Raw genomic sequence first — 25,305 nt, 5'->3', positions numbered from 1 at the left:
CTCACAAACGCTTCAAAACAAAGCTGCCAACCACAACGTTATCGCTACGGTTCAACTGACCTTGCTCAACATTAAACTTCTCTGCCAATTTCACACGAGCCTGCTCAAAAGGTTGGAAGTCTGAACTACGAGCCTGAATACGTACTTCGCCACGTTGTCCGTCGTATTTAAAGCTAGTGATCTCCAAATCGCTGACCTGACCAAGCGTCGCGGGTAATGCCGCCAACCATGACAACATTGCCTGCTGGCCACTTCCACCAGATAAGCGGCGCTCTTCATCATCCATTTGTCGTTTGAGGTAACTAACGGTAGGAATGCGTCGTTTATTTGGGAACACCTGGCGGAAAATACGCTCACTCTCCTCACGATACGCTTGAGCTTGTGCTTCGTACTTGTGGACCACGAGCAACTGCTGCGCAACCATGACGACGATAAGCACCCCCGCAGCAATGGTGGCTTTTTGCCAGAGCTTCCAGTATTTACCCCAAGAAGATTTCGGCTTGAAGATCCCAGTCAGCAAATTGACTTTGCTTTCTGTCACCCCCTTCGCCAGTAAAGCCATCGTCATTTCTTCTGGTTGCGGCTCCCATATTTCAGGTAACGCAGATTCCGGGACCGAGCTATAGCAATCGAGCTTCCAACCTTCATGATTTTGTAGATAAGAAGAGAGGTAAAGGTCTAACCAAGAAGCGTCGACAACCGCGCCCTCTGTCGCAGAGTGACGAATCAGCCATTGCTCGCCAATCATTGCAGTACTGCTGTGATCTCCACGAACCGGTAACGCAAGCACATCGGGTAAAATGCGTTTAATGGCGATACCTTGGCTTGAGAAACGTTGCAGTACAGTCTGAATCCAAGCACGTTCAACTGCGCAAATCTGCGCTTTGTCCGCTTGTTTACCCAACACGCTAAAGTGCAGGCCATCAACGTCCTGAGCAACTTCGTCTTCCACTAAGTACGGTAACATCGCCTCGAATTGGCGTGTTGCACCAGGTGGTATATCCACTTGCGTCAGGACCACATCATTACTCGCCAGCAGCGCCACAACTTGGCGCTGACCAGCATATGAGACCAACTCATCTAAGTGTTCCCATCCGGCGATTTCACCGCTAGCAATCACTTCCTGTTGATCTGTCGACCACACCACCCAAGGAATGGTACTTTGTTGTTCGCTACTCAGCCGAACGGTCAGAAACTCGCTCACTGATCCCTCCAAAACGACGGCGAACTACGGTCACCGTTTCTCTATTTGTACTTTGTAAAAGGCTTCGGATACGTACACGTGATTCATCCACCAACACTTGTGCATCCAATTCAAAAAAGGCGCTATCCACACCCAAATAGCCTTTGGCGTTTTTCTTTACATCTTCACTTAAGCCAGCCATTTCTGACTCTGCTAAAAATTCATCAATGCTATCCCACCCATCAAATGGGCGTTTTTCAATTAGCTGAATCGCATCACTACTGCTTAAGTTTGGTGAGAACATTGCCACCAAAATCGGAGTTTGCTCAACATCAATCGTATTCACGTTTAAACGCCAGTCATCACTTGGTAATGCACAGACCAGCGGCTCCAATTTTTGGAAAATTTCACCACTCACCTGATAGACAGCCCGTAACTCGGAAGCATCTGCCATCCAACCATTTGATGCTAAATAGGAAGGCTTCATCGCTTCATATGTGCTGTCTTCAACCCCAGTAGTCGAACGGACAGAGTCGTCAGCATCAATGTATTCCCAAGTAGAGTCTGCAATGATTTCTGCTTGATATGGCTCGACATCCAGCTCTTCTAATAGGCGCTGCAATACATTCACTAAATATGGTCTTGTAATTTGCTGACCCGTTGGTTGCACACGACTCAATACATTTAGATTAAAGCACGCTTGCTTGTCTCTAATTCGTCCCGCCGCTTGACCATAATCTAACGGATAGACTTGCTCTTTTATCGCCCACGGTTGACTCATATTAATCGTGTCGGTGTCTTTATAACTTTGCTCGATACCCACTTTTGCTAGCGCCTCGACGCCAAGGCTGTACCAATACGCTTGCTGGTAATTGATTTGATTAGCGCCTCGCTGAAACTGCAAGAACAAACGTTCCGACATACTGGCAGCAACCGTTGCCATAATCGCCAGCAACATCAACACTATAATCAAAGCAACACCGCGCTGACGGTTAACCATTATTGCTGTCTCCTGAACTTTCCTCTTTCTGACTCAATGTGCCATCAGGAGTGAGATAAGTGCGGGCAATTTCTCCATAGTCTTTGAGAGTGAGAACAACAGAAACCGCTTTCGGCAGCGCTTTTTCTTCAGCCCACTCTTTTTTCCATTGCTTACCATCATAGAAACGCATATCAAATGACTCGACCTGCGTTAGCAATGGAGTAACAGTACCTTGTTGCCCAACCGGCGTATCAGGATAGCGCCACCATACTCGCTGCAGTGTTTCTTCTTTTAAGCGATAGCCAACCTTGGTTACTTCTCCACGAGGGAACTGCTGCTGAGGGTTGTGCCAACCTAAACGGGCAAACATCAGCCCTTTAGTATCGGAGTCCAACAGGTAATCGGACCAAAAAATTAGCCGGCTAGCAGGCTCTTCACCATTAGTACGTGTTTGACGCATCGCCATTTGACGAAAATCGTTATCCATCATCACCATGGCACGCTGAATTTCGTTTAAGCGTTGGGTTCGTTCTTGTGATAGCGCATTGCTACGCTGTACTTGCGATACCACTTGGTACGCAGCGACACTTAAACTGGCAAAGATGGCAATCGATACCAACACTTCAATAAGTGTAAAACCTTTTACCCTTTGGCGCGTGTTTGCGCGGGGATGATTATTGCGCCACATAGCTTCGTACCGTTACTACAGGGCTCGCGCTTTTCTCTACCGAGACGCTCACATCAAATGCTTTCAGCAATGGCTGCGTCGTGGCGACTGGCGTGACTTTCCAGAACCAAGTGCGTCCTGCCAGCTCTTCTGTGCCGTTTTTCGCTTTGAGTTCTCCGGTATTCAACATCACATTTGCCATCTGATTATCCACAACCATGGCTGCAAACATTTTTTCTTCTAGATAACTGATTGTATTAATATGCTGGCTCACAGAGCGAATGACACTGATGGCAGCGGTGGCGAAAATTGCCAGTGCGACCAATACTTCCAGTAAGGTCATGCCTCTCGTCCGGCGATGACTCAAATTGGGGCGAGCTTGCTTAAAATTGCGCATTCTCATCCTCTTTCACTTCTTCGCCCGGAGCTAATAACAAAATTTGTCCACTTTCTTTGCCAATGACTCGCCAACCGTCATTAAAGGCATCACCATTTTGCGGAAAAAAAGACAGGGTAAATGGCGTGACTTCGGCGCTGGAAAAGATAAACACTTGCGGTGGCTCAATTTTCTTTTCGTCCTCTTCTTCTGCGAACATGTCTTCATCAAAAAGAGAACCTGGTTTGAATAAGCGCTCATCATTATCCCAAGCACCACCGCCGAGTTCGAGTTGTAGCGTAATATCTTCTTCTAGCTTGGTTTTGCTCGGAATCTGCTTTAATTTCAGAGGCTGCCAACCTTCTGAGGTTAAACTCAGTAGAGCGTAGGTCGATTTGGCATCATCCACTCGAACGCCAAAATCTTTACCGCTCAGCACCGCTTCTTCATTGAGCAGCTGTAAACGCTGAAAAAAGCTTTGAGCATACTGTTTGGAAAGATCTTTTTGGCTAGTCGGTAACGTCGAGATCACGGCCACAGCCGTAAGAGATAGCAAAACCAGCACCAATAGAATTTCTATCAATGTAAAACCGTTATGTTTTCGCATTTGTTTCATTAGTGCTGGCTTAGGCTCAATTATTGGAAGTCTTGCATGTTCCAGTTGCCAATATCTGCAGCTGGACCTTCTCCACCCTCTTGGCCATCTGCGCCTAGAGTGAAGATATCGATTGTACCGTTATCACCTGGGCTTAAGTATTGGTACTGGTTGCCCCAAGGGTCATTAGGAAGACGTTTGATGTAACCACCATCACGGTAGTTGCGTGGCTCTGGGTTAGATGGCTTACTAACCAATGCTTCTAGACCTTGGTCCGTTGTTGGGTAAACGCTGTTATCCAACTTGTACATATCTAAGGCATTTTCCAACGCGACAATGTCCGTAATCGCTTTTTGTTGGTCAGCCTTCTCTTTGTTACCCAATAGGTTTGGAACAACAAAACTTGCCAAAATACCTAGGATAACCACAACAACCATCACTTCTAAAAGTGTAAAACCCTGTTGTTTACTACGCTTAAACTTCATTTTTTTCTCCGAAAGTTAGATTAAAGCCATGCCGTTAGTAGACACGTCTTAATTCGAAATTATCCGCTCATCAAGTTATTCATTTCTAACATTGGCATCAAGGTCGCCATCACAATGAACAACACTAATCCAGCCATTAATGCAATCAGCGCAGGAGTAAACACACCCAGAGCAATATTGACTGTTGATTCAAAGTTTTGATCTTGGTTATCGGCTGCCCGCGTCAACATGCTCTCTAATTCACCACTTTGCTCACCACTGGCGATCATGTGTAGCATCATTGGTGGAAACAAGCGGGTTTGGTCCAACGCCTTACGCAGACTAGCGCCCTCTCGAACGTTATCCGCTGCAAGCAACACTTGCTGCTTCACATAACGGTTAGACATAACATCTACCGCAACGCGCATACCCTCTAGAATTGGAATCGCACTGGAAGTACAGATCGAAAGCGTTCGTGCGAATCGTGCGGTATTCAAACCTCGAGAGATCTTACCTATTAGCGGTAAGCTCAAGATTTTTCTGTCCCAAGCTAAGCGAAAGTCTGGCTTTTGCAACGCCAGTTTGAGGCCATAGAAAAGCACCACCAGCACAACGAAAATAATCAGCCCCCAATCTTGCACAAACTCACTGGCTGCCAGTAAAAATTGCGTCGATTGAGGTAACTCTTGGCCCATCTGAATGATGGGTTCAATGATTTTAGGAACCACTGTCGCCAATAAGAACGAAACGATGACAACCGCGAATACCACCAAAACTACAGGATAAATCATGGCTTGAAGCAATTTAGATCGCATCTTTTGGCGGTTTTCGACATAGTCTGCCAAACGCTCTAATACGGTATCGAGGTGACCTGATTTTTCACCCGCCGCAACCATGGAGCGGTACAGTTCATCAAACACGTGTGGGTAATCGGCAAAACTGTCGGCGAGCGGATAACCCTCGGTTACTTTCGAGCGAACCGCAGCCAGCATAGAACGAATTCTCGGCTTTTCAGCCTGCTCAGAGACCGCGCGCAAACATTCTTCCAGAGGCATACCTGATTGGACTAACGTGGACAATTGACGTGTGATTAGTGCCAGCTCAGATGTTGAGATGCCGCGCTTAAAGCTGACTGAGCCTGAAGACTTAGCCGATTTAGCTTTCGTCTCAACCACTTCAATCGGGATCATCCCTTGCTCTTTGAGTCGCTGGCGCACTTGTCGGGCGTTGTCCCCTTCTATCGTGCCTTTTTTATGCTTGCCTTTTGCATCTAGCGCTTTGTACTCAAATGCCGCCATTAGGTTTCCTTCGTCACTCGCATCACTTCTTCAAGTGACGTAATGCCACGACGCACTTTGCTTAAACCATCGCTGCGAATACTTGGCGTATGGGCGCGAACGGCTCTCTCAATTTCTTGCTCACCAGACTCTCGGTGAATCAACTCTTGCACTTGCTCATCAACCATAATGAGCTCGTGGATACCTGTTCGACCTCGGTAGCCTTTTTGGTTACACGCTTCACAGCCTTTTGCTCGGTGCAGTTCTAACGGTTCATGCGCTTCCATACCAAACAGTTTTTTCTGTTCCGCATCGGCTTCATACGGCTCTTTACAGCTTGGACAAAGCGTTCGAACTAAGCGCTGCGCTAGCACCCCTAATAACGAAGAAGAAATAAGGAATGGCTCAATACCCATATCACGTAGACGCGTAATCGCACCCACTGCGGTGTTGGTGTGGAGAGTAGACATTACCAAGTGACCCGTTAAGGACGCTTGCACTGCAATTTGTGCGGTTTCTAAGTCACGGATCTCACCGACCATCACCACATCCGGGTCCTGACGCAGAATGGCACGCAAACCACGCGCAAAAGTCATGTCGACCTTTGGGTTCACCTGAGTTTGACCGATACCATCAATATCAAATTCGATCGGGTCTTCAACCGTTAAAATGTTGCGTTCGTTGCTATTGATCTCTTGCAAGCCAGCGTACAAGGTGGTTGATTTACCAGAACCTGTCGGGCCCGTCACCAAGATGATACCGTGAGGGCGGCCAATCAAGTGACGGAAGTTGTCATGCACTGAAGGTGTCATGCCCAAACTATGTAAATCAAGACGAGTCGCGTTTTTATCCAACAAACGCATTACCACGCGCTCACCATGTGAGGACGGCATCGTAGATACACGCACGTCCACCGCACGACCACCGATACGCAACGAAATACGGCCATCTTGAGGCACACGCTTTTCTGCGATATCTAGTTTAGCCATAACCTTCACACGAGAAACTAGCAAAGGCGCTAGCTTACGACTTGGGGTCAGAACTTCACGCAATACGCCATCGACACGAAAACGAATCGAAAGGGTTTTCTCGAACGTCTCAATATGAATATCCGACGCACCTTCTTTGATCGCTTCGCCCAACATGGCGTTGATCAATTTGATGATTGGCGCATCGTCTTCCGATTCTAATAAGTCTTCATCGTGCGGCAGTTCTTCAGCCAAAGAGAAGAAATCATCGCTATCAGCACCAATATCTTCCATCAACTGACGCGCTTCAGACGAGTCGCGTTGATATGCTTCGGTCAGCTTTTTATCAAAGGCTTCTTTATCGATAGGTTGCGGTACGAAGCTTTTCTTTAATACACGACGGACTTCAACCAGAGCCGCAGGGTTAAGCGGCTCGACATAGTAAAGAATAGGTGGACGCTCAGGATGCTCTGTCTCCAGCACCAGTTTAAAGCGGTTGGCAAAACTGAATGGCAGACGACGCATACTTGGCGCTGTGTCTAACATATCAACCATTAGTTGTTTTCCATTTGATCAATAAACGCTTGAATCTCTGTTGGGTGCTGACGCTCCTGGCCAAAGGCTGGCATAACCGGGATCTTCTCGTCTGCCATCAACTTCAACCCTTGATCCGCTTTATAAAGCTGTTCTGCGCGAATAAAGTTGTATTTACGCTGCGTAATACCGTCAGCCGTCACACCATCGCGAATAATCGTCGGCTTGATGAACACCATCAAGTTACGTTTTTCTGTTTGCGTGCTAGTTGACTTGAACAGGTGACCCAGTACCGGAATGTCACCCAATAGCGGCACTTTAGACTCACTTTCAAGTGCGCGTTCATCGACCAAACCACCAAGAACCAACATCTGACCATCTTGGATCATGACAGAGGTGTTTAACTGTCGTTTAGCAAAGCGAACGTCAACCGCACCGTTTGCGCCTAATACGTTGGAAACTTCTTGTTCAATGTTTAACTGTACAGAGTCACCTTCGTTAATTTGTGGCACTACTTTGAGTTTGATACCGACTTCTTTACGGTCAACCGTTTGGAATGGGTTGTCGTTGTTTGAGCCAGCCGTAGAGCCCGTAATAACCGGAACCTCTTCACCCACAATAAATGATGCTTCGCCATTATCCATTACGGTAATACTCGGAGAAGATAGAATGTTTGAGTTGGAGTCAGAAGCAACAGCACTAATTAGCGCTGTCCAGTCACCCATGACAATACTCATTGCCGCACCATTTACTCCGCTAAGCGCTGACGCTAGCGTAGAGTAGTCACCTGATTCAGTAACATCATATGGCGTTCGTTCGCCATTAGAGTTGGTATAGTATTCAGTTCGGGTTTGATCTTTTGCTTCTTCTAGACCAACCATCACCTGACCAATCGGGGCTCCTGAGTTACCGTACTGAATTACAGCACCCGTTTCTAACGAACCCCACTGAACACCTAGGTTAATACCATCACCTTCAGACATTTCGACAATTAACGCTTCAATAAGAACCTGAGCACGACGAATATCGAGTTGAGAAATGACGTCTTGTAATGCCATCATAATATCTGGCGGCGCTGTTAAAACTAACGAGTTAGTTGCAGCGTGAGCAGCAATGACGACCTCACCACGCGATGCACCTGATGTTTTCTGACCGGCTTGTTTTTCAGCTTGCAGGTTATCGGAAACACCTTTCAATACATCCACCAAGTCTTCAGCTTTCGCATTTTTCAGGTACACAACTCGGTTGTTACCTTTTGTCGCCATTTCAACATCAAGTTGACGAATCAAACGTTTCAAGCGGGCTCTTACTTTTGGATCACCAGAAATTAAAATCGCGTTAGTACGTTCATCGGCCACAATTTTAGGTTCAAGGAACTCTGGCGTGCTTTTCTGATTCGCACTTTTATTCAGTGCTTCGACAATGCGTACCATTTCAGCAGCAGATGCATTACGCAGCTCCACCAATTCAATTTCTTTATCGCCGGCTTGGTCAACACGCTTGATGATCTCTGCTAAGCGATTCACTACTGCCGCACGACCAGTAATCAAGATAATATTCGCTGGATCATAATGAACCACGTTACCGGCACCGGCGTTATCAATCAGCTGGCGAAGTAGAGGAGACAACTCACGGACCGACACATTACGCACCGCGACAACTCGAGTGATAACACTATCGCCTTGCGCGCTACCATCACCTAACACAGGGATTGCTGAGGTTTTTGAGTCTTTTGCTTTGATAACCTTAAGTACCCCATTGTCCATCTCTACGACTGCGTAACCGTATACTTCAAGGACATTAAGGAAAAAGCTGTAATATTGCTCTTCGTTAAGTACGTCATAGCTGCGGACATCGATCTTACCGCGTACTGAAGGATCAACAATGATGGTCTTTTCGAGGTTACGACCCACTATGTTGATGAATTCTTGAATATCAGTGCCTTTAAAGCTCGCACTAAATTCGTTTGCCATTGCACCTGGTACGCAGAGTAAACTTCCTGCTAGTAGCCAAGCACTTTTGCTGAACCAATGTTTCACGTATGTCTCCCTGAACTTACGCCGGTTGCCTAAGTCTTACAATTGGATATAGATATCGTACTGTTGGCCGTCTCGCTCAACAGTTAAATTTAATTCTTGCGGATCGCTCATCACTTGCATCAGTTGTACTGAAGAAGACGGATCACTTAAATCGATCCCGTTCAGTTGAACCGCAATATCACCAGGTTGTAGCCCTACATCATTAAATAATGCGGCATCACGACCAGGTGATACTCGATAACCAACAATGTCTCCGTCTTTTTTGACGGGTGAAATGGTGATGTATTTAAAAACGCTTTGTGGATCTTTCGCAATTTCCTCGCGGATTTGCTCTAATTTCTCTCCAACGTCAGACGTCGCTGCTTCTGCTCGCTGAGCTTGCGCCCTAGCTACCTGCGGCGATTCAGATAGCTTCTTATATTCTATACCTTGCATCATTAAGGTCTCGTCTCGACCTTGGTTATCAATGATGACGCGATCCACCAATACCGCTTTTAGCGTCGCACGTGTCCCTTCGATTTCTTCACCCAAACCGTACGTAGCTTGCTTACCTCGGTTAGCAATAACAGCAAGGCTGGTATTGGCATCACTGCTGGCAACCGCACCGACTAGGGTGAGGTTAAGGCGCGTCTTAGGGGCGTCTTTAACAATAGGCTGTTCTACAACTGCCGCTTTTTGCTCAGTGAATTTACCGAATAGGTTGGCATTCTGAAGGGCATTAAAATCTATCGCGTCGCCTTTATTACTCGCAGTAACGCTACTCGCCGATGGACGCCATTGCGGCACTTCCGACGATTGAGGTATGGCTAACCACACAATTTTGCCAAGTATCCATCCGGTTATCGCAATAAACAGACAGGTAAGCAACAAGCTAAGTTTGGCTTGAATGGTATAATGATTGGACTTGATCTGAGCCAGTAGCGGTCTGCTTGATAATCCTGCACTTAGCTCTAAACGTTTCACTGAATGGATTCCTTTATTCTAACGTCCGTCATTTAAGCTATAACGATAGCTATCGACTTTAAATTGCTAAATTTGCAATAAAATTATTACTCAACAAAGAGCAGTGAACTATATCACAAGTTGTCTTTCATACCTTTTTCTTATGCAGTTTTTGCCAACTCCCTTGAAAAAAATACGCCTTGACTCCATCTGTAGGTGAATAATCCATCACTCATTGCCGTATTCGGGCAGTGATTAGATAGCGTAGTGTTCTATGAGTTCCCTAAATGAAGCCGTTAGGCTAGATAAATGGCTATGGGCCGCAAGATTTTACAAAACCCGCTCCATCGCGCGTAACATGGTCGATGGCGGTAAAGTCCACTATAATGGCCAACGAAGCAAGCCGAGTAAAATCGTTGAAGTGGGCGCTGAAGTAAGACTTCGTCAAGGCAACGAAGAAAAAATCGTGATCATCGAACAAATCTCAGATCAACGCCGAGGCGCTCCCATCGCACAAACCTTATATCGCGAAACTAATGAAAGTATAGCGAAACGTGAGGAACACGCGACTCAACGTAAGCTTAATGCCCACAACCCAAGTCCGGAACGCCGCCCAGATAAAAAGCAGCGCCGAGACATCATTAAGTTCAAACACCAATAAAAGCCGGAATTACCAACGAGGAAAGCACTCCATGGCAAATAATGTTTTAAACCGCTACCTATTCGAAGATCTTTCAGTACGTGGCGAGTTGGTACAATTAGATGAAGCGTACCAACGTGTTATCTCCAGCAAGGAATATCCGGCAGCAATAGAGAAACTGCTGGGTGAGCTACTCGTTTCAACTACTCTTTTAACTGCCACTCTTAAGTTCGAAGGTTCGATCACCATCCAGCTACAAGGCGACGGTCCTGTGTCTCTTGCCGTTATCAACGGTGACCATAACCAACGTGTTCGTGGCGTAGCTCGCTGGGAAGGCGATATTGCCGATGACGCAAACATTCACGATCTAATGGGTAAGGGCTACCTTGTGATCACTATCGAACCGAAAAACGGCGAGCGTTACCAAGGTGTCGTTGGATTAGAAGGTGACACTTTAGCAGAAGTGCTAGAAGGCTACTTTGCAAACTCAGAGCAGTTAAAAACGCGCCTATGGATCCGCACTGGTGAGCATGAGGGCAAAGCACACGCAGCAGGTATGTTGATTCAAGTGATCCCTGACGGCACTGGCTCTCCAGATGATTTCGAACATCTAGAGCAGCTCACTGATACAGTAAAAGATGAAGAATTGTTTGGTTTAGAAGCGAACGAGTTATTGTATCGACTATATAACCAAGACAAAGTACGTCTGTACGAGCCGCAACCTGTCGAGTTCCATTGTGGCTGTTCTCGTGAGCGTAGCGGTGCCGCAATCATCACCGTTGAGAAAGCTGAAATTTATGACATTTTGGCAGAAGTTGGATCAGTTTCTTTACATTGTGATTACTGTGGCACAACTTATACGTTCGACGAATCTGAAGTCACTGAACTGTATGCACAAGCTTCTACGGACAAGAAAACCCTGCATTAATTTACATAGCTTATCAAGCACGTAATTTACCCTACAAAAGGCCAGCTTAATGCTGGCCTTTTTGTGATCAACCCCTCGTAATAACTAACCTCAAGCGTAATAAAACAACTGCTTAATTTTAAACAATTAATAATGATTTTGCCCTAGCGCAAAGGATTGCGTGCACGATAGACTATTCCCACCAATATGTGACGGGTTACCTAAAACCTTATTGAAATCATGGGTAAATTTTGAGCTATCTCCCTGTTTTCTCCCCGCCCCGTTGCTAGCATGGTGAGCAGATTAAAATTAAAACATTCTTACAAAATCCCTACAAAATCCTTATAAGGAGCACCTATGACCGTTATGGAACATACTAAGGCTGCAACACTTGATCTAACCAAGCACGGACTGCATAACGTAAAAGAGGTTATTCGCAACCCAAGCTACGAAATGTTGTTTGAGGAAGAAACGCGTGAAGACCTAACCGGTTATGAGCGCGGCGTGGTTACTGAACTAGGTGCGGTTGCCGTTGACACTGGCATCTTTACTGGTCGCTCACCAAAAGATAAATACATCGTCAAAGACGCTACGACAGAAGAACATATGTGGTGGACGTCTGATCAAGTGAAAAATGATAACAAGCCAATCACTCCTGAAGTGTGGGACGAGCTAAAAGAACTGGTCACAAACCAGCTTTCTAACAAACGCTTGTTTGTTGTTGACGGTTACTGTGGTGCAAACCCAGATACACGTTTGAGCATTCGTGTTATCACAGAAGTCGCATGGCAAGCGCACTTCGTTAAAAACATGTTTATTCGCCCGACAGAAGAAGAGTTAGCGACATTTGAACCAGACTTCGTAGTAATGAATGGCGCAAAATGCACTAATCCAAAATGGGAAGAGCAAGGCCTGAACTCAGAAAACTTCACCGTATTTAACCTAACTGAGCGCATGCAACTTATCGGTGGTACTTGGTACGGCGGTGAAATGAAGAAAGGTATGTTCGCCATGATGAACTACTTCCTTCCACTAAAAGACATCGCATCAATGCACTGTAGCGCTAACATGGGCAAAGATGGCGATGTAGCGGTATTCTTCGGTCTATCTGGTACGGGTAAAACGACCCTGTCGACTGATCCTAAACGTGCGCTAATTGGTGATGATGAGCACGGCTGGGATGATGACGGTGTCTTCAACTTCGAAGGTGGTTGTTACGCAAAAACCATCAAACTTTCGAAAGAAGCGGAGCCGGACATCTACAACGCAATTCGTCGTGATGCACTGCTAGAAAACGTAACAGTACGTGGCGATGGCTCTATCGACTTTGATGATGGTTCGAAAACAGAAAACACACGTGTTTCTTACCCTATCTACCATATCGATAATATCGTTAAGCCAGTATCAAAAGGCGGTCACGCGAATAAAGTGATCTTCCTATCAGCCGATGCATTTGGCGTACTGCCTCCAGTATCTAAATTGACACCTGAGCAAACTAAGTACCACTTCCTGTCTGGCTTTACCGCCAAACTAGCGGGAACAGAGCGCGGTATTACTGAGCCAACACCAACTTTCTCTGCTTGTTTCGGCGCGGCGTTCCTAACACTTCACCCAACTAAATACGCAGAAGTACTGGTTAAACGCATGGAAGCAGCAGGCGCTGAGGCTTACCTAGTGAACACAGGTTGGAACGGCACTGGCAAACGTATCTCCATTCAAGATACACGCGGAATTATTGATGCCATTCTTGATGGCTCGATTGAAGAAGCACCAACTAAGCACATTCCTATCTTCAATCTTGAAGTACCAACGTCACTACCAGGTGTGGATCCTAGCATTCTAGACCCTCGCGACACCTACGTTGACCCACTTCAGTGGGAAAGCAAAGCGAAAGATTTAGCAGCGCGCTTTATCAATAACTTTGATAAGTACACAGACAACGCTGAAGGTAAATCTCTGGTTGCGGCTGGTCCTCAGATTGATTAAATCGAGTAGCAGCGACGTCGCGTAAACTCAGTGAAAAGTTGGCATTAACTTATCACCTTTACGTAGGCCAAGTTACAAAAATTGCTTCAAGCCCCTCTTTTGAGGGGCTTTTTATTGAATACCACAGAATATTGATACAAGCTAAAGCCTATCTAGTTTTATTTAATAACACACGTAGGTTCTAGCAAAGATGAAAACAGCGCGTCGAGTTCTACTTCTGTTACTGGTTATCTTGGTTGCCATTCCGGCCGCTACGATTGCGCTGCTAACAACATCTTACGCGGACGCAACCTGGCGCTTGCTGTCAAACACCTTTTCTCTTCCCTTCCGGGCCGAAAACGTGCGTTATGGCTTTCCCTATCACCTAACTTTACAACGCGTGAACACCAGCGGAGACGATGCGTCTTACATCGAGCAAGTCGATTTATGGATGAATCCCGATGTTTATCGCGATGGTAAATGGATCGTTGATAGTTTATTGATTGATGGTATGAGCTTGCAGTATGGCGCACCAAAGCTCCCAGCTTTAGAGAACGTATTATTCCATCAAATCGCGCTCAAAAATATTGATTACGCCGACGAGCATTTCTCTGCCAATGGCATTGATCTTCAAATTCAATCACCACAATGGAATGGTCAATTAATACCATATGGCGAAGTTCAACTTGCAGCTGACCAACTCTATTGGAATGGCGAAGCCTTTAATCAAGTCTTAGTCGATATAGACTACAAACCGCAAGACAGTACGCTTTATGGCACCTCTTTTAACTGGCGTAACAGTCAAATATCTGGGCAAGGGGAGCAGTATCCTCAAGGTTGGTCTTTAGTAAATGTGACCATCAACAAGCTGAAACTGAGTAATACGCAGCGCCAATCACTGCTTGCAAAACCTTGGCACGATCTACCATTTAACATTAATCATATTAATAGCTTAGATTTGCTTAACGCCGATATTGAATGGGGCGACTGGCACTGGCAGAACTTGGATCTTTCTGTGGAAAACGCCACACTGCCACTGTCTCTCTGGAAGACAAAAGCTCAAGTGTCATTGCAGGCGGATAGCGTTCGATTCCAGCAGCAAACCGCAATAGAGCCACGTTTGAGTGCCGCTATCGAGCCAGGAGTAATCCAGCTCAACGAGCTCAGCTTAGATTGGCAGCAAGGTCGAGTGCAAGTTTCTGGATTGTTCACGCCAACACAATGGAAGCTCAAAGAAGCCTCTATTCAAGGCCTCAAGTGGGCAACACAGCCAGAAGACAACCTAAATTGGTGGCACGCCGCCACCAGCGAGTTAGAGCATGTTGCAATCGAACGACTCGACATTGAGCGCAGCCAAATTATCCAGCTATCTCACGAACCTTATTGGCAACTTTCCGGTTTAAATATCGAAGGGCAACAGCTTGATATTAAACAGTCGGCTCAACGTTGGGGCCTTTGGCAAGGCGAATTGGAAGTCAGCGTTGTCAACGCTAGCTATGACCAAATACTCACGTCTCACGCAGCACTTGCCATGCAAAGCAAAGATGGCTTTTGGCAATTGACTCGCCTTTTTGCGCCACTCGAGCAAGGCTACGTAGAAGGCATCGGACAAATAGATTTGAGTACCCCGAGCCAACCTTGGGCGCTCAACGTCAATGCTGATGGTATTCCCTTATCGCTCTTCCACGATTATTTTTTACCCGACACACTGGCTATTGATGGTTTTTCCGATCTCAGCCTCGATCTACAAGGGTTATCAGGTGATCGCAACATGCTGGCCTACAGCTTATCGGGTGAAGTGGAAGCCAATCTCCGAGATACCCGCTTGAAGTCCCAAGCGGATCATTCGCTCAAAGCTATTACCTTAAGTCCACTGCGTTTAAGCGCGCAACGAGGGGAAGTTGCCATAAAGCCGGTCACCATCTCAGGAAAAGCCATAAGTGGTAAGGTTTGGGGAACATTTGATATGGCCAACAACCCGCTAAGTGGCATTACTTATCAATTGGAAGAGTCGTGCGGAAACATTGAAGGTGATCTACTAAGTGGCGAAACCCACCGTAATGAGTGCGTGAACGCATCAAAACTGGCCGAGCCTACTGATATTGAGACTCCACAGAAAAATGAACCTTCCATCGAGCAGCCAATCGTAATTGATAACATCAATTTGGAGACTCAAGAGGAAGAGCTTTACGAAGAAGTTATCGAAGAAGATGAAGTACCCGACACGAATTCCGCAGCAGAACAAACCCTCTCACCGACAGAGCAAGAAGGTGAAACAGATAAGCGCCCAGCAGATCAGTCGGCGCTTACCCCATCAGCAACTGAGTAACTGCGAGTAGTTCGGTATCAGCATATAGGTACCGACAAAATCAACAGCTGGCGTGTCACCACTATAAATCACTACGTGAATAACGATGCGTGCTTTGCGTCCCGACTCCAATCGGTCTAGGTCACCACTGATCCCATCCAACGAAGTACTCGCCACGGGGTTTTGTTCGACTGGTTGACGATAGCGAATCGAGCTGTCGGCCAACACAATATCACCGTGCAGCCCACGCTCTTTAAGCAGCAGCCACGTCATCCCCCACCCTGTCAGGGTTGCTAAGGTAAAAGCTGACCCAGCGAACATGGTGTTATGCGGATTAAGGTTAGGATTAAGCTGCGCACAGCATTCAAACTGGTAACCCGTGTACTGGTTAATTTTGATCCCCATTTTGTCGCTAATTGGGATTTGTTGCTCCCAGCGCTGTTGAAGCTCAGTACACCATTCAGGGCGACGTAACACATTGGCCATCGGATCCAGTTGCTTCACCATTTGCTGATGGCGCACAGGGCCACGCTCATCGGTTAGCTCGCCTCGACGCTCAAAGCCATTTTTTTCATAAAAGGCGATGGCATCTTCACGGGCATTACACACCAAGCGTTTCGCTCCTTCTTGGCGCGCTAACGACTCTAGTGCAACCAAAACCAGCGAACCCATTCCTTTGCTACGGCGATTATTTTTAACCGCCATGTAGCGGATCTGGCCATCATTATCCGGTGTAATGTATAAACGGCCAATCGCCATAGGACGACCTCGTCCATCAACAATCATGCGGTGATGGCTCATTTCGTCGTATTCATCGCGCTCTGAGCCGATCGGCATACGCCATGGCTCACGAAGCAGTTGCCAGCGAAACTGATAATACTTGTTTATCTGATTATCGGTTTTGGGAGTAATGAGTTTGAACATATCAATCCTTTGAAAGCACAACACTAATCAGTGTCGGAAAAATTACTCCAAGCCAATTCCATGAGCTTGGAGTTAAAGCTTAGACTATGGCGCCTGTGTTACCAGATTAGACCTGCAACCAAAACGTCACTGGACCGTCATTCACCAAGGACACTTTCATATCGGCAGCGAAGCGGCCACGCTGTGTGGGTAAGACTTCTTCACACAAGTCAGAAAAGTAATCATACAAGCGCTCTGCATCAACAGGATGCGCACCGCGAGAAAAGCCAGCTCGCGTGCCTTTTTTTGTATCCGCAGGCAGCGTAAATTGAGAAACCACCAGCACTTTACCTTCCACCTGTTTAACGTTTAGGTTCATCTTGCCTTCGTCATCTTCGAACACACGGTAGGTTGTAACACGCTCCATTAAACGCTTTGCTTTAGCTTCATCGTCGTCCTTCTCTACGCCCAATAAGACCAGCAGACCACGATCAATTTCTCCTACGACTTCACCATCCACACGGACGGCTGCTTCACTGACTCGTTGAATTAGCGCTATCACTACTCTCGCTTCCTTCATCTGTTAACTGAGATTCAGCGGTCGAGTGTATCATGTCTAAATCTTCACTCCAGTGCTCTCGCTCACCAAGCGCAGCCGTAACTTCCGCCCCCAATAACACGATCATCCAACATAAATACACCCAAACAAATAAGATAGGAATCGCGGCTAACGCGCCGTAGATGAGCTGATAAGACGGAAACTGAGTGATATAAAGCGCAAAGCCTTTTTTACTCAACTCGAACAGTATCGCGGCGACTGCTGCCCCCATGGCACCATGAGCGAGGTGTACTTTTTTATTCGGCACTAGAATATACAAGCCAAGAAAAGCAAAAAAGGACAGCAACAACGGTAGCCAACGCAGAAATAAATTAAACGCCCCAGATAATGTCTCGTTCTCTAAAATTTGCAGCGAAGTCACGTACGACGTCGCCGCAATACTCGCACCGACCATGATCGGCCCTAACGTGAGTACCATCCAATACATAGAGAATGAAAAGACTAAACGGCGCTTGTCTTTAACTCGCCAAATGTAGTTTAAGTTCTTATCAATGTTGGAAATCAGCATGACCGCTGCGATGAATAAAAACCCACCGCCAACCGCGCTCATTTTGCCCGTATTCGCCACAAATTCCTGTAATGCCGTATGTACAGCTTCTCCAGAAGCTGGCACAAAATTCTCAATAATGTAGCCTTGCAGCACCTCACCAACGTTCGCAAAAACGGGAAATTTCGACAATATTGATAACAATACCGTCAGCATTGGCACGATGGATAACAAGGTAATGTAGGCAAGATAGCCCGCGTTCACATTCACACGGTCATGCGTTAATCGCTTAAGAAGATACTTAAAAAACGCGACGCAACTTGGCAGTAGATTGATTAATCTCGCCTTGTAACTCTCTGATAACTGGTTCATAGTTCATCCCATAATTAGCGCCGAGGACATAAGAATGCCTTATTTATTAGCAATTGTACTATCAATTTTCACTTTAACAGGGTGTCAATCTGCTTATTACTCAGCAATGGAGCAGGTTGGGTATCATAAACGAGATATTATGGTCGACCGCGTCGAAGATGCCAAAGAATCTCAACAAGATGCACAAGAAGAATTCACCAGTGCACTTGAAGCCTTATCTGCGATCACCAACTTTGATGGTGGTGAGCTAGAAAATGTCTACAACAACATCAATGACAAATACGAAGATAGCGAAAAAGCGGCTCAAGACGTACGTGACCGTATTGCTGCGATTGAAGACGTATCCGGCGCACTGTTTGATGAGTGGCAAGATGAGCTAGAGCTGTACTCGAGTGCGAAACTGCGTCGTTCAAGCGAGCAAAAGCTACGTGAAACCAAAGCCTCGTACAAAACCATGCTTAGCGCTATGAAGCGTGCAGAGAAAAAGATGACACCGGTACTGGACACGCTGCGTGACAACACGTTGTACTTAAAACACAACCTTAACGCCAGTGCGATTGGTTCTTTGCAAGGTGAGTTCTCTAGCTTAGAGAAAGACATTCAGTTTGCGATCAAACAAATGAACGAAGCGATTGCAGAGTCCGATAAATTCCTGCAAAAGCTCAATCAAAAGTAAATGATTCAGACCTCCTCCTAGCGAGGAGGTTTTAGTCGGCGACCTTACCGAGTAAACCGATGACTCTTCGAACAAAGCCTACCCTCTCTGGCACAGTTCCCCATGGCACTTCTACCACTTCATAACCCAACTCAGTATAGACACTCACTAACGACTGATGAATCTCCAATGCTTCTTCAAAGCTGTGCGGACGCACTTCATCTTGTACGTAAATGGATGCTTCAGGTCGACAAGTAAACACCTGACTATGATACCCAGCGCTTTCGGTTAAGAAAGCTTGATCAACCTTACAGCCGCCCACTTGCAGGTATGCAATGATGTCGGGGATGGCGCGATCAACAAACGCAACATCATGACAACGCGCATCACTCTTTTGCTTGTCCATCAACCCAAGGCATAACTTGGCAAACTCAGGTAAATTCGTCCACGGCAAAATACCATTTTCTAACTGGCTTTGCTGCTCAATCAAGTCGCGAGACCCTTCAGGAAACGTGGCGTAACCACACGCGTCTAGCGCATTCAGCAGTGTTGTTTTTCCCGCACCTGGCCCACCGGTGATAATAATCGGGTTCATATTCAACTCCAGAAAACAAAAAGCCCCGAGCATAACTCGAGGCTTCTTCTTAATTGAATCGCTTAACGAAAATTATTTCGCGCCACGAGAAGCACGCTTACGGTCGCTTTCCGTTAGGAACTTCTTACGGATACGGATGCTTTCAGGCGTTACTTCTACTAGCTCGTCGTCATCGATGAATTCTAGTGCTTGCTCAAGAGTCATCTTGATAGGCGGAGTAAGAACCTGTGCGTCATCGGTACCAGATGCACGAACGTTGGTTAGCTGCTTACCTTTCAGTGCGTTTACCGTTAGGTCGTTGTCACGGCTGTGAATACCGATAACCATACCTTCGTAAACTTCAACACCGTGACCGATAAATAGACGACCACGCTCTTGAAGGTTGAACAGTGCGTTAGTTAGCGCTTTACCCATCGCGTTCGCGATTAGTACACCGTTTACACGTTGACCGATGTTACCGCCTTTGTGAGGGCCGTAGTGATCAAACGTATGGTAAAGAAGACCTGAACCTGAAGTCAGTGTCATGAATTCCGTTTGGAAACCGATCAGACCACGTGATGGCATAACGAAGTCCATACGCACACGACCTTTACCGTCTGGAGACATGTCTTTCAGCTCACCTTTACGTAGGCCGATGTTCTCCATGATGCCGCCTTGGTGCTCTTCCATTACGTCGATAGTTACCGTTTCGAACGGTTCCATCAACTGACCATCCTCTTCTTTGATGATTACTTCTGGACGAGATACCGCAAGCTCAAAGCCTTCACGACGCATGTTTTCGATCAGGATAGAAAGGTGAAGTTCACCACGACCTGATACGCGGAATTTATCTGGATCGTCTGTTTGCTCAACGCGTAGTGCAACGTTGTGTACCAATTCCTTCTCAAGACGCTCAAGGATGTTACGTGACGTTACGAACTTACCTTCTTTACCCGCGAATGGAGACGTGTTTACTTGGAACGTCATTGTTACTGTTGGTTCATCAACAGACAATGGTGGTAATGCTTCTACTGCGTTTTGTGCACAGATAGTGTCAGAAATTTTCAGCTCGCCAAGACCAGTGATTGCGATGATATCACCCGCGTTAGCTTGTTCCACTTCGTGACGCTCTAGGCCAAGGTAGCCCATTACTGTACCCACTTTACCGTTGCGAGTTTTACCGTCAGCACCAATAATGGTTACCTGCTGGTTTGGCTTAACGCTACCACGAGTTACGCGAGCCACGCCGATAACACCAACGTAAGAGCTGTAGTCTAGCTGAGAAACTTGCATCTGTAGTGGACCATCAAGGTCAACATTTGGCGCGTCAACAACATCAACGATAGTTTGGAATAGTGGTTCCATATTCTCGCCAGTTTCGCCTTCTTCTAGAGAAGCCCAGCCGTTAAGTGCTGATGCGTAAACTACTTTAAAGTCTAGCTGGTCATCAGTTGCACCTAGGTTGTCGAATAGATCGAACACTTGGTCCATAACCCAATCAGGACGTGCACCAGGGCGGTCAATCTTGTTGATTACAACGATTGGTTTTAGACCGTGAGCAAACGCTTTTTGTGTTACGAAACGCGTTTGAGGCATTGGACCATCGACTGCGTCAACGATAAGTAGTACTGAGTCTACCATCGACATGATACGCTCAACTTCACCACCGAAGTCCGCGTGTCCCGGAGTATCTACGATGTTGATACGGTAATCGTTCCAGTCGATTGCTGTGTTTTTAGCAAGAATGGTAATACCGCGCTCTTTCTCGATGTCGTTCGAGTCCATGACTCGCTCTTCAGCTTCACCGCGAGACTCAAGCGTGCCTGATTGTTGTAGCAGCTTGTCAACCAACGTGGTTTTACCGTGGTCAACGTGCGCGATGATCGCGATATTTCTTAATTTATCAATCTGTGGAGTAGCCATGGATATTGATTCACTTAGATAGATGAAATGCCCCCACGCTGAGAACGGGTGCTCTCTGGCGACATTTGCTGATTAAAAAAACGGCCATAATGTACCAGATTTTAGCAAAAAGCCTAGAAATATGTGATCTACTCCCGAGCATTTCTGCGATTTTTACGCTTAATGCCCATTTTCTTCCTCAGAACGAATTGATTAAACGCAACTTTATTCTAATCGATGCATAATTCAAATTGACTCTTGCTCAAAAACTGGGCTGAATACGCAATGTACCTGTCACATTATGGTGCAACAATGATTTTTGGCACCATAATAGTGCAAGCAAAGATCATTTTGGTGCAAGCAAGTGCACCAAACTAGCATTCAAAAACACAATTGCTTGAAATTAATGGAATATTTTTTTTGGCACGGTTTTGGCTTTAGTTAAAACAGCATCGATTAATGAAAAGTCAAATTGATTAATCAATGCCAGGTTTCATGAATAATTCATAAATCGAGCTTTTACCGCTTATTAACACTGGAGGTTATCCAAGATGTCAGTAGAAAACGTTCTATCGCTGATCCAAGAAAACGAAGTTAAGTTTGTTGACCTACGCTTCACTGATACAAAAGGTAAAGAGCAGCACATTTCGATCCCTGCTCACCAAATCGACGCAGACTTCTTCGAAGAAGGTAAAATGTTCGATGGTTCATCAGTTGCTGGCTGGAAAGGTATCAACGAATCAGACATGGTAATGATGCCTGACGCATCTTCTGCTGTGCTTGACCCATTCACGGAAGACGCAACACTAAATATCCGTTGTGACATCTTAGAGCCTGCAACAATGCAAGGCTATGACCGTGACCCACGCTCTATCGCAAAACGCGCTGAAGACTTCATGCGTTCTACAGGTGTTGCAGATACTGTACTTATCGGTCCTGAGCCAGAATTTTTCCTATTTGATGACGTGAAGTTCTCGACGGACATGTCAGGCTCTTTCTTCAAGATCGACGACGTAGAAGCGGCATGGAACACAGGTTCTGACTACGAAGAAGGTAACAAAGGTCACCGTCCAGGCGTTAAAGGTGGTTACTTCCCAGTAGCTCCAGTAGATTCATCTCAAGACATCCGTTCTGCTATGTGTCTAGTAATGGAAGAAATGGGTCTTGTTGTTGAAGCGCACCACCACGAAGTGGCAACGGCGGGTCAAAACGAAATCGCAACTCGTTTCAACACGCTAACAACCAAAGCTGACGAAATCCAAATCTACAAGTACGTTGTACACAACGTTGCTCACGCGTTTGGTAAAACAGCGACGTTTATGCCTAAACCACTTGTTGGCGACAACGGCAGCGGTATGCACGTTCACCAGTCTCTAGCAAAAGATGGCGTAAACCTATTTGCTGGTGACAAGTACGGCGGTCTATCTGAAATGGCGCTTTACTACATCGGTGGTATCATCAAACACGCTCGTGCAATCAACGCATTCGCTAACCCATCAACAAACTCGTACAAACGTCTTGTACCAGGCTTCGAAGCACCAGTAATGCTAGCTTACTCAGCGCGTAACCGCTCTGCTTCAATCCGTATCCCAGTGGTACCAAGCCCGAAAGCACGTCGTATCGAAGTTCGTTTCGGTGACCCAGCGGCGAACCCATACCTATGTTTCGCAGCAATGCTTATGGCTGGTCTTGACGGTATCAAGAATAAGATCCACCCAGGCGAAGCGATGGATAAAGACCTTTACGATCTTCCAGCTGAAGAAGCAGCAGAAATCCCAACTGTTGCATACTCACTAAAAGACGCGCTAGCAGAGCTAGATGCTGATCGTGAGTTCTTAACAGCGGGCGGCGTATTCTCTGACGACTTCATCGATTCATACATCGACCTTAAGTCTCAGGACGTAGAGCGTGTAAACATGACAACTCACCCTGTTGAGTTCGAACTTTACTACTCTGTGTAAGGTCGACACTGTGTAAAATGTAAACACAGCAATAAAATATTAGGCTCGCCTCGCAGGCGGGCCTTTTTTGTATTCGCCACTCAAGCTTCGACGTTTAACATGAGGGGATAATAAAAATACGCTTAGAATTTTTCCTTACAGGTCAAAGAGCTAAGCCATTGAAACGTGAAATCATCGAACAAGAGAAGGTGAGCAATGAAAGTTCAGCTTATTCCATCACTGTGTGCACTCAGCGGATTGTTAATCGCCTCTATCGCCTTCGCGCAGGTCGCGTATACGTGGGTAGATGAAAATGGCGTGGTTCACTTTAGTGATACGCCAAACAAAGGAGCAAAAGCGATCGCACTGCCAAACCTTGAAGCCAGCGCACCAGCTCCTGAGGTAGAAAGTACTGAATCGCTCGCACCTCAGACTACGCCATCTACTGCATCACAAAACAAGCCAGAGAAAACAACCGAGAAGCCTCTTCCATTAGAACTCTCGATGCTGACTCCCAAGCACAACGAGACCATCCGCAGCAATCGAGGCATCATCAATATTCAATTAGAAACCAATCGCAAGCTTGGTATCGGTGAGCAATTGCAATTGTTACTCGATGGAAAACCTTATGGTGCACCACAAAACCATATAGTGTGGCAGTTAAACAATATTGACCGAGGCACTCACACACTTGCTGTGCACGCGAAAAGAAGCGGCAAGCTTATTGCATCTACTAGCCCTATAACGGTGCATTTACATAGAGCAAGTGTTAAGCCGACCGTAAAAGGGGCAAAATAGAATATCTGGTGAAAAAAATCACATCACAGCGATGCTTTTCACTTTTTCTTCTAAGATTTATTCGCCATACTTAACGTTCAATTGCACCATTATTGTGCATCGCACAATCTTAAAGCAAAACAAGGACGTAATGTGGATACCAGTCTTCCTAGTGCCATTCTCAACAATATGGTGACAGCAACGCTGATTCTTGATGATGGATTGGCCATCCGTTATGCCAATCCGGCTGCCGAATTGCTGTTTTCTCAAAGCGCCAAACGAATTATTGAACAATCACTTTCTCAATTGATTCAGCATGCGTCGCTGGATCTCGCGCTGCTCACTCAACCGTTGCAAAGTGGCCAAAGCATCACCGACAGTGACGTCACTTTCGTTGTTGATGGCCGCCCTTTAATGCTAGAGGTGACGGTTAGCCCTATCACTTGGCAAAAGCAGTTGATGCTTCTGGTCGAGATGCGCAAAATTGATCAGCAGCGCCGACTCTCTCAAGAACTGAACCAACACGCCCAGCAACAAGCAGCGAAGCTGTTAGTCCGAGGGCTTGCACATGAGATCAAAAATCCGCTTGGCGGCTTACGCGGTGCGGCGCAATTGTTAGAAAAAATGCTGCCAGAGCCCTCTCTCACCGAATATACACACATCATCATTGAGCAAGCAGACCGTTTAAGGGCGCTCGTGGATCGATTACTAGGACCGCAGAAGCCAGGTAAGAAGACACAAGAGAATCTGCACCAAATTCTTGAAAAGGTTCGCCAGCTGGTTGAATTAGAGTCACAACGCTCAATCATCATTGAACGAGATTATGACCCAAGCTTGCCAGAGATTTTGATGGATACAGACCAAATCGAACAGGCAATGCTTAATATCGTCAGCAACGCCGCACAAATTCTTAGCCATCAAGAACACGGGAAAATAACCATTCGCACCAGAACGGTGCACCAAGCCAATATTCACGGCAAACGCTGTAAACTCGCTGCTCGTGTCGAAATCACAGACAACGGCCCAGGTATTCCACCGGAACTACAAGACACGCTGTTCTATCCCATGGTCAGTGGCCGCGAGGGAGGAACTGGATTAGGGCTATCTATTTCGCAAAATTTGATCGACCAGCACAATGGAAAAATAGACGTAGAAAGCTGGCCTGGTCACACAACATTTACTATTTATCTGCCGATCTGAGTGCGCTAATAGACTTCAAGTCGCGTCAG

The 25,305-nt window shown here is 46.3% G+C and carries 23 protein-coding genes; 8 read left to right on the top strand and 15 right to left on the bottom strand.

Annotation, left to right across the window (positions count from 1 at the left end; genetic code table 11):
- Position 1: 1 nt before the first annotated feature.
- The 10 genes from gspL to gspC are packed head-to-tail and all read right to left on the bottom strand — an operon-like array spanning position 2 to position 10,048.
- Complete coding sequence (gspL, locus tag NL626_RS15185) at positions 2-1,204, bottom strand: type II secretion system protein GspL (RefSeq protein WP_253657489.1); 1,203 nt, start codon at positions 1,202-1,204, stop codon at positions 2-4.
- The gene (gene gspK / locus NL626_RS15180; protein ID WP_005382999.1) at positions 1,173-2,183 is read right to left on the bottom strand and encodes a type II secretion system minor pseudopilin GspK; all 1,011 of its coding nucleotides are present in this window, start codon (positions 2,181-2,183) and stop codon (positions 1,173-1,175) included. The genes gspL and gspK overlap by 32 nt, the downstream gene beginning before the upstream one ends.
- Entirely contained in the window at positions 2,176-2,853 is a 678-nt protein-coding gene (gene gspJ, locus NL626_RS15175; protein ID WP_053307279.1) for a type II secretion system minor pseudopilin GspJ, read from the bottom strand. Before gspJ ends, gspK begins: the two co-directional genes overlap by 8 nt.
- Positions 2,840-3,229 carry a type II secretion system minor pseudopilin GspI gene (gene gspI, locus NL626_RS15170; protein ID WP_017635009.1) on the bottom strand — a complete coding sequence of 130 codons (390 nt, stop codon included), beginning with the start codon at positions 3,227-3,229 and terminating at the stop codon, positions 2,840-2,842. Before gspI ends, gspJ begins: the two co-directional genes overlap by 14 nt.
- Positions 3,216-3,815, bottom strand: coding sequence for a GspH/FimT family pseudopilin (locus NL626_RS15165; RefSeq protein WP_017635010.1), 600 nt, complete (start codon positions 3,813-3,815; stop codon positions 3,216-3,218). The genes gspI and NL626_RS15165 overlap by 14 nt, the downstream gene beginning before the upstream one ends.
- A gap of 29 nt (positions 3,816-3,844) precedes the next feature.
- Positions 3,845-4,288: a type II secretion system major pseudopilin GspG gene (gene gspG / locus NL626_RS15160; protein WP_005379298.1), complete on the bottom strand. Its 444-nt coding sequence runs from the start codon at positions 4,286-4,288 to the stop codon at positions 3,845-3,847.
- 59 nt (positions 4,289-4,347) lie between these two features.
- Positions 4,348-5,565: a type II secretion system inner membrane protein GspF gene (gspF, locus tag NL626_RS15155; protein WP_033905910.1), complete on the bottom strand. Its 1,218-nt coding sequence runs from the start codon at positions 5,563-5,565 to the stop codon at positions 4,348-4,350.
- Positions 5,565-7,067 (bottom strand): type II secretion system ATPase GspE, encoded by a 1,503-nt coding sequence (gene gspE / locus NL626_RS15150; RefSeq protein ID WP_005379296.1) that lies wholly within the window; start codon positions 7,065-7,067, stop codon positions 5,565-5,567. Before gspE ends, gspF begins: the two co-directional genes overlap by 1 nt.
- Positions 7,067-9,085: a type II secretion system secretin GspD gene (gene gspD, locus NL626_RS15145; RefSeq protein WP_005379295.1), complete on the bottom strand. Its 2,019-nt coding sequence runs from the start codon at positions 9,083-9,085 to the stop codon at positions 7,067-7,069. Before gspD ends, gspE begins: the two co-directional genes overlap by 1 nt.
- A 36-nt stretch (positions 9,086-9,121) precedes the next feature.
- Complete coding sequence (gene gspC, locus NL626_RS15140) at positions 9,122-10,048, bottom strand: type II secretion system protein GspC (RefSeq protein WP_115385654.1); 927 nt, start codon at positions 10,046-10,048, stop codon at positions 9,122-9,124.
- Positions 10,049-10,301: 253 nt separating this feature from the next.
- Here gspC and hslR point away from each other — a divergent pair, with 253 nt between their 5' ends.
- The 4 genes from hslR to NL626_RS15120 all read left to right on the top strand — a co-directional run bounded on the left by hslR (position 10,302) and on the right by NL626_RS15120 (position 15,868).
- Positions 10,302-10,688: a ribosome-associated heat shock protein Hsp15 gene (gene hslR, locus NL626_RS15135; protein WP_005379292.1), complete on the top strand. Its 387-nt coding sequence runs from the start codon at positions 10,302-10,304 to the stop codon at positions 10,686-10,688.
- 31 nt (positions 10,689-10,719) lie between these two features.
- On the top strand, positions 10,720-11,595 hold the full coding sequence (gene hslO, locus NL626_RS15130; RefSeq protein ID WP_031780788.1) for an Hsp33 family molecular chaperone HslO: 876 nt from the start codon (positions 10,720-10,722) through the stop codon (positions 11,593-11,595).
- A gap of 336 nt (positions 11,596-11,931) precedes the next feature.
- Entirely contained in the window at positions 11,932-13,560 is a 1,629-nt protein-coding gene (pckA, locus tag NL626_RS15125; RefSeq protein ID WP_005379288.1) for a phosphoenolpyruvate carboxykinase (ATP), read from the top strand.
- 190 nt (positions 13,561-13,750) lie between these two features.
- Complete coding sequence (locus tag NL626_RS15120; protein ID WP_238852876.1) at positions 13,751-15,868, top strand: AsmA family protein; 2,118 nt, start codon at positions 13,751-13,753, stop codon at positions 15,866-15,868.
- Here the strand turns inward: NL626_RS15120 and NL626_RS15115 are convergent.
- From NL626_RS15115 to NL626_RS15105, 3 genes are all read right to left on the bottom strand, one after another.
- A complete protein-coding gene (locus NL626_RS15115) occupies positions 15,854-16,771 on the bottom strand; it encodes a bifunctional GNAT family N-acetyltransferase/hotdog fold thioesterase (protein ID WP_005379283.1) in 918 nt (305 codons plus the stop codon). The genes NL626_RS15120 and NL626_RS15115 overlap by 15 nt on opposite strands.
- Before the next feature lie 106 nt (positions 16,772-16,877).
- Positions 16,878-17,312 carry a D-aminoacyl-tRNA deacylase gene (gene dtd, locus NL626_RS15110; RefSeq protein ID WP_005379282.1) on the bottom strand — a complete coding sequence of 145 codons (435 nt, stop codon included), beginning with the start codon at positions 17,310-17,312 and terminating at the stop codon, positions 16,878-16,880.
- On the bottom strand, positions 17,284-18,228 hold the full coding sequence (locus NL626_RS15105) for a virulence factor BrkB family protein (protein ID WP_005379281.1): 945 nt from the start codon (positions 18,226-18,228) through the stop codon (positions 17,284-17,286). Before NL626_RS15105 ends, dtd begins: the two co-directional genes overlap by 29 nt.
- Positions 18,229-18,262: 34 nt before the next feature.
- Between NL626_RS15105 and NL626_RS15100 the strand changes: the two genes are divergently transcribed.
- Positions 18,263-18,904 carry a DUF2959 domain-containing protein gene (locus NL626_RS15100; protein ID WP_005382972.1) on the top strand — a complete coding sequence of 214 codons (642 nt, stop codon included), beginning with the start codon at positions 18,263-18,265 and terminating at the stop codon, positions 18,902-18,904.
- Between the two features lie 31 nt (positions 18,905-18,935).
- On the opposite strand, the gene NL626_RS15095 is transcribed toward NL626_RS15100, so the two are convergent.
- The gene (locus NL626_RS15095) at positions 18,936-19,478 is read right to left on the bottom strand and encodes an AAA family ATPase (RefSeq protein WP_065275007.1); all 543 of its coding nucleotides are present in this window, start codon (positions 19,476-19,478) and stop codon (positions 18,936-18,938) included.
- A gap of 72 nt (positions 19,479-19,550) precedes the next feature.
- A complete protein-coding gene (typA, locus tag NL626_RS15090; protein WP_005379276.1) occupies positions 19,551-21,380 on the bottom strand; it encodes a translational GTPase TypA in 1,830 nt (609 codons plus the stop codon).
- A 530-nt stretch (positions 21,381-21,910) separates the two neighbouring features.
- Here typA and glnA point away from each other — a divergent pair.
- From glnA to glnL, 3 genes are all read left to right on the top strand, one after another.
- Positions 21,911-23,320 carry a glutamate--ammonia ligase gene (gene glnA / locus NL626_RS15085; protein ID WP_005379275.1) on the top strand — a complete coding sequence of 470 codons (1,410 nt, stop codon included), beginning with the start codon at positions 21,911-21,913 and terminating at the stop codon, positions 23,318-23,320.
- Between the two features lie 195 nt (positions 23,321-23,515).
- Entirely contained in the window at positions 23,516-24,097 is a 582-nt protein-coding gene (locus tag NL626_RS15080; protein WP_047103732.1) for a DUF4124 domain-containing protein, read from the top strand.
- 132 nt (positions 24,098-24,229) lie between these two features.
- The gene (gene glnL / locus NL626_RS15075; protein WP_017821940.1) at positions 24,230-25,276 is read left to right on the top strand and encodes a nitrogen regulation protein NR(II); all 1,047 of its coding nucleotides are present in this window, start codon (positions 24,230-24,232) and stop codon (positions 25,274-25,276) included.
- Positions 25,277-25,305 lie beyond the last annotated feature (29 nt).

The sequence above is a fragment of the Vibrio sp. Y58_MX_L22 genome (assembly GCF_024181865.1).
Taxonomy (GTDB): Bacteria; Pseudomonadota; Gammaproteobacteria; order Enterobacterales; family Vibrionaceae; genus Vibrio; species Vibrio alginolyticus.
The sequence above is the reverse complement of the archived record's forward strand: the minus strand, read 5'-3'. Positions and strand labels throughout refer to the sequence as shown.

Bases quoted from the DNA above. Each gene is read 5' to 3' on its own strand.
- gspK (WP_005382999.1), bottom strand. From the start codon at position 2,183: ATGGTTAACCGTCAGCGCGGTGTTGCTTTGATTATAGTGTTGATGTTG.
- gspJ (WP_053307279.1), bottom strand. From the start codon at position 2,853: ATGTGGCGCAATAATCATCCCCGCGCAAACACGCGCCAAAGGGTAAAA.
- gspI (WP_017635009.1), bottom strand. From the start codon at position 3,229: ATGCGCAATTTTAAGCAAGCTCGCCCCAATTTGAGTCATCGCCGGACG.
- NL626_RS15165 (WP_017635010.1), bottom strand. From the start codon at position 3,815: ATGCGAAAACATAACGGTTTTACATTGATAGAAATTCTATTGGTGCTG.
- gspG (WP_005379298.1), bottom strand. From the start codon at position 4,288: ATGAAGTTTAAGCGTAGTAAACAACAGGGTTTTACACTTTTAGAAGTG.
- gspF (WP_033905910.1), bottom strand. From the start codon at position 5,565: ATGGCGGCATTTGAGTACAAAGCGCTAGATGCAAAAGGCAAGCATAAA.
- gspE (WP_005379296.1), bottom strand. From the start codon at position 7,067: ATGGTTGATATGTTAGACACAGCGCCAAGTATGCGTCGTCTGCCATTC.
- hslR (WP_005379292.1), top strand. From the start codon at position 10,302: ATGAGTTCCCTAAATGAAGCCGTTAGGCTAGATAAATGGCTATGGGCC.
- hslO (WP_031780788.1), top strand. From the start codon at position 10,720: ATGGCAAATAATGTTTTAAACCGCTACCTATTCGAAGATCTTTCAGTA.
- pckA (WP_005379288.1), top strand. From the start codon at position 11,932: ATGACCGTTATGGAACATACTAAGGCTGCAACACTTGATCTAACCAAG.
- NL626_RS15120 (WP_238852876.1), top strand. From the start codon at position 13,751: ATGAAAACAGCGCGTCGAGTTCTACTTCTGTTACTGGTTATCTTGGTT.
- NL626_RS15115 (WP_005379283.1), bottom strand. From the start codon at position 16,771: ATGTTCAAACTCATTACTCCCAAAACCGATAATCAGATAAACAAGTAT.
- NL626_RS15105 (WP_005379281.1), bottom strand. From the start codon at position 18,228: ATGAACCAGTTATCAGAGAGTTACAAGGCGAGATTAATCAATCTACTG.
- NL626_RS15100 (WP_005382972.1), top strand. From the start codon at position 18,263: ATGCCTTATTTATTAGCAATTGTACTATCAATTTTCACTTTAACAGGG.
- NL626_RS15095 (WP_065275007.1), bottom strand. From the start codon at position 19,478: ATGAACCCGATTATTATCACCGGTGGGCCAGGTGCGGGAAAAACAACA.
- typA (WP_005379276.1), bottom strand. From the start codon at position 21,380: ATGGCTACTCCACAGATTGATAAATTAAGAAATATCGCGATCATCGCG.
- glnA (WP_005379275.1), top strand. From the start codon at position 21,911: ATGTCAGTAGAAAACGTTCTATCGCTGATCCAAGAAAACGAAGTTAAG.
- NL626_RS15080 (WP_047103732.1), top strand. From the start codon at position 23,516: ATGAAAGTTCAGCTTATTCCATCACTGTGTGCACTCAGCGGATTGTTA.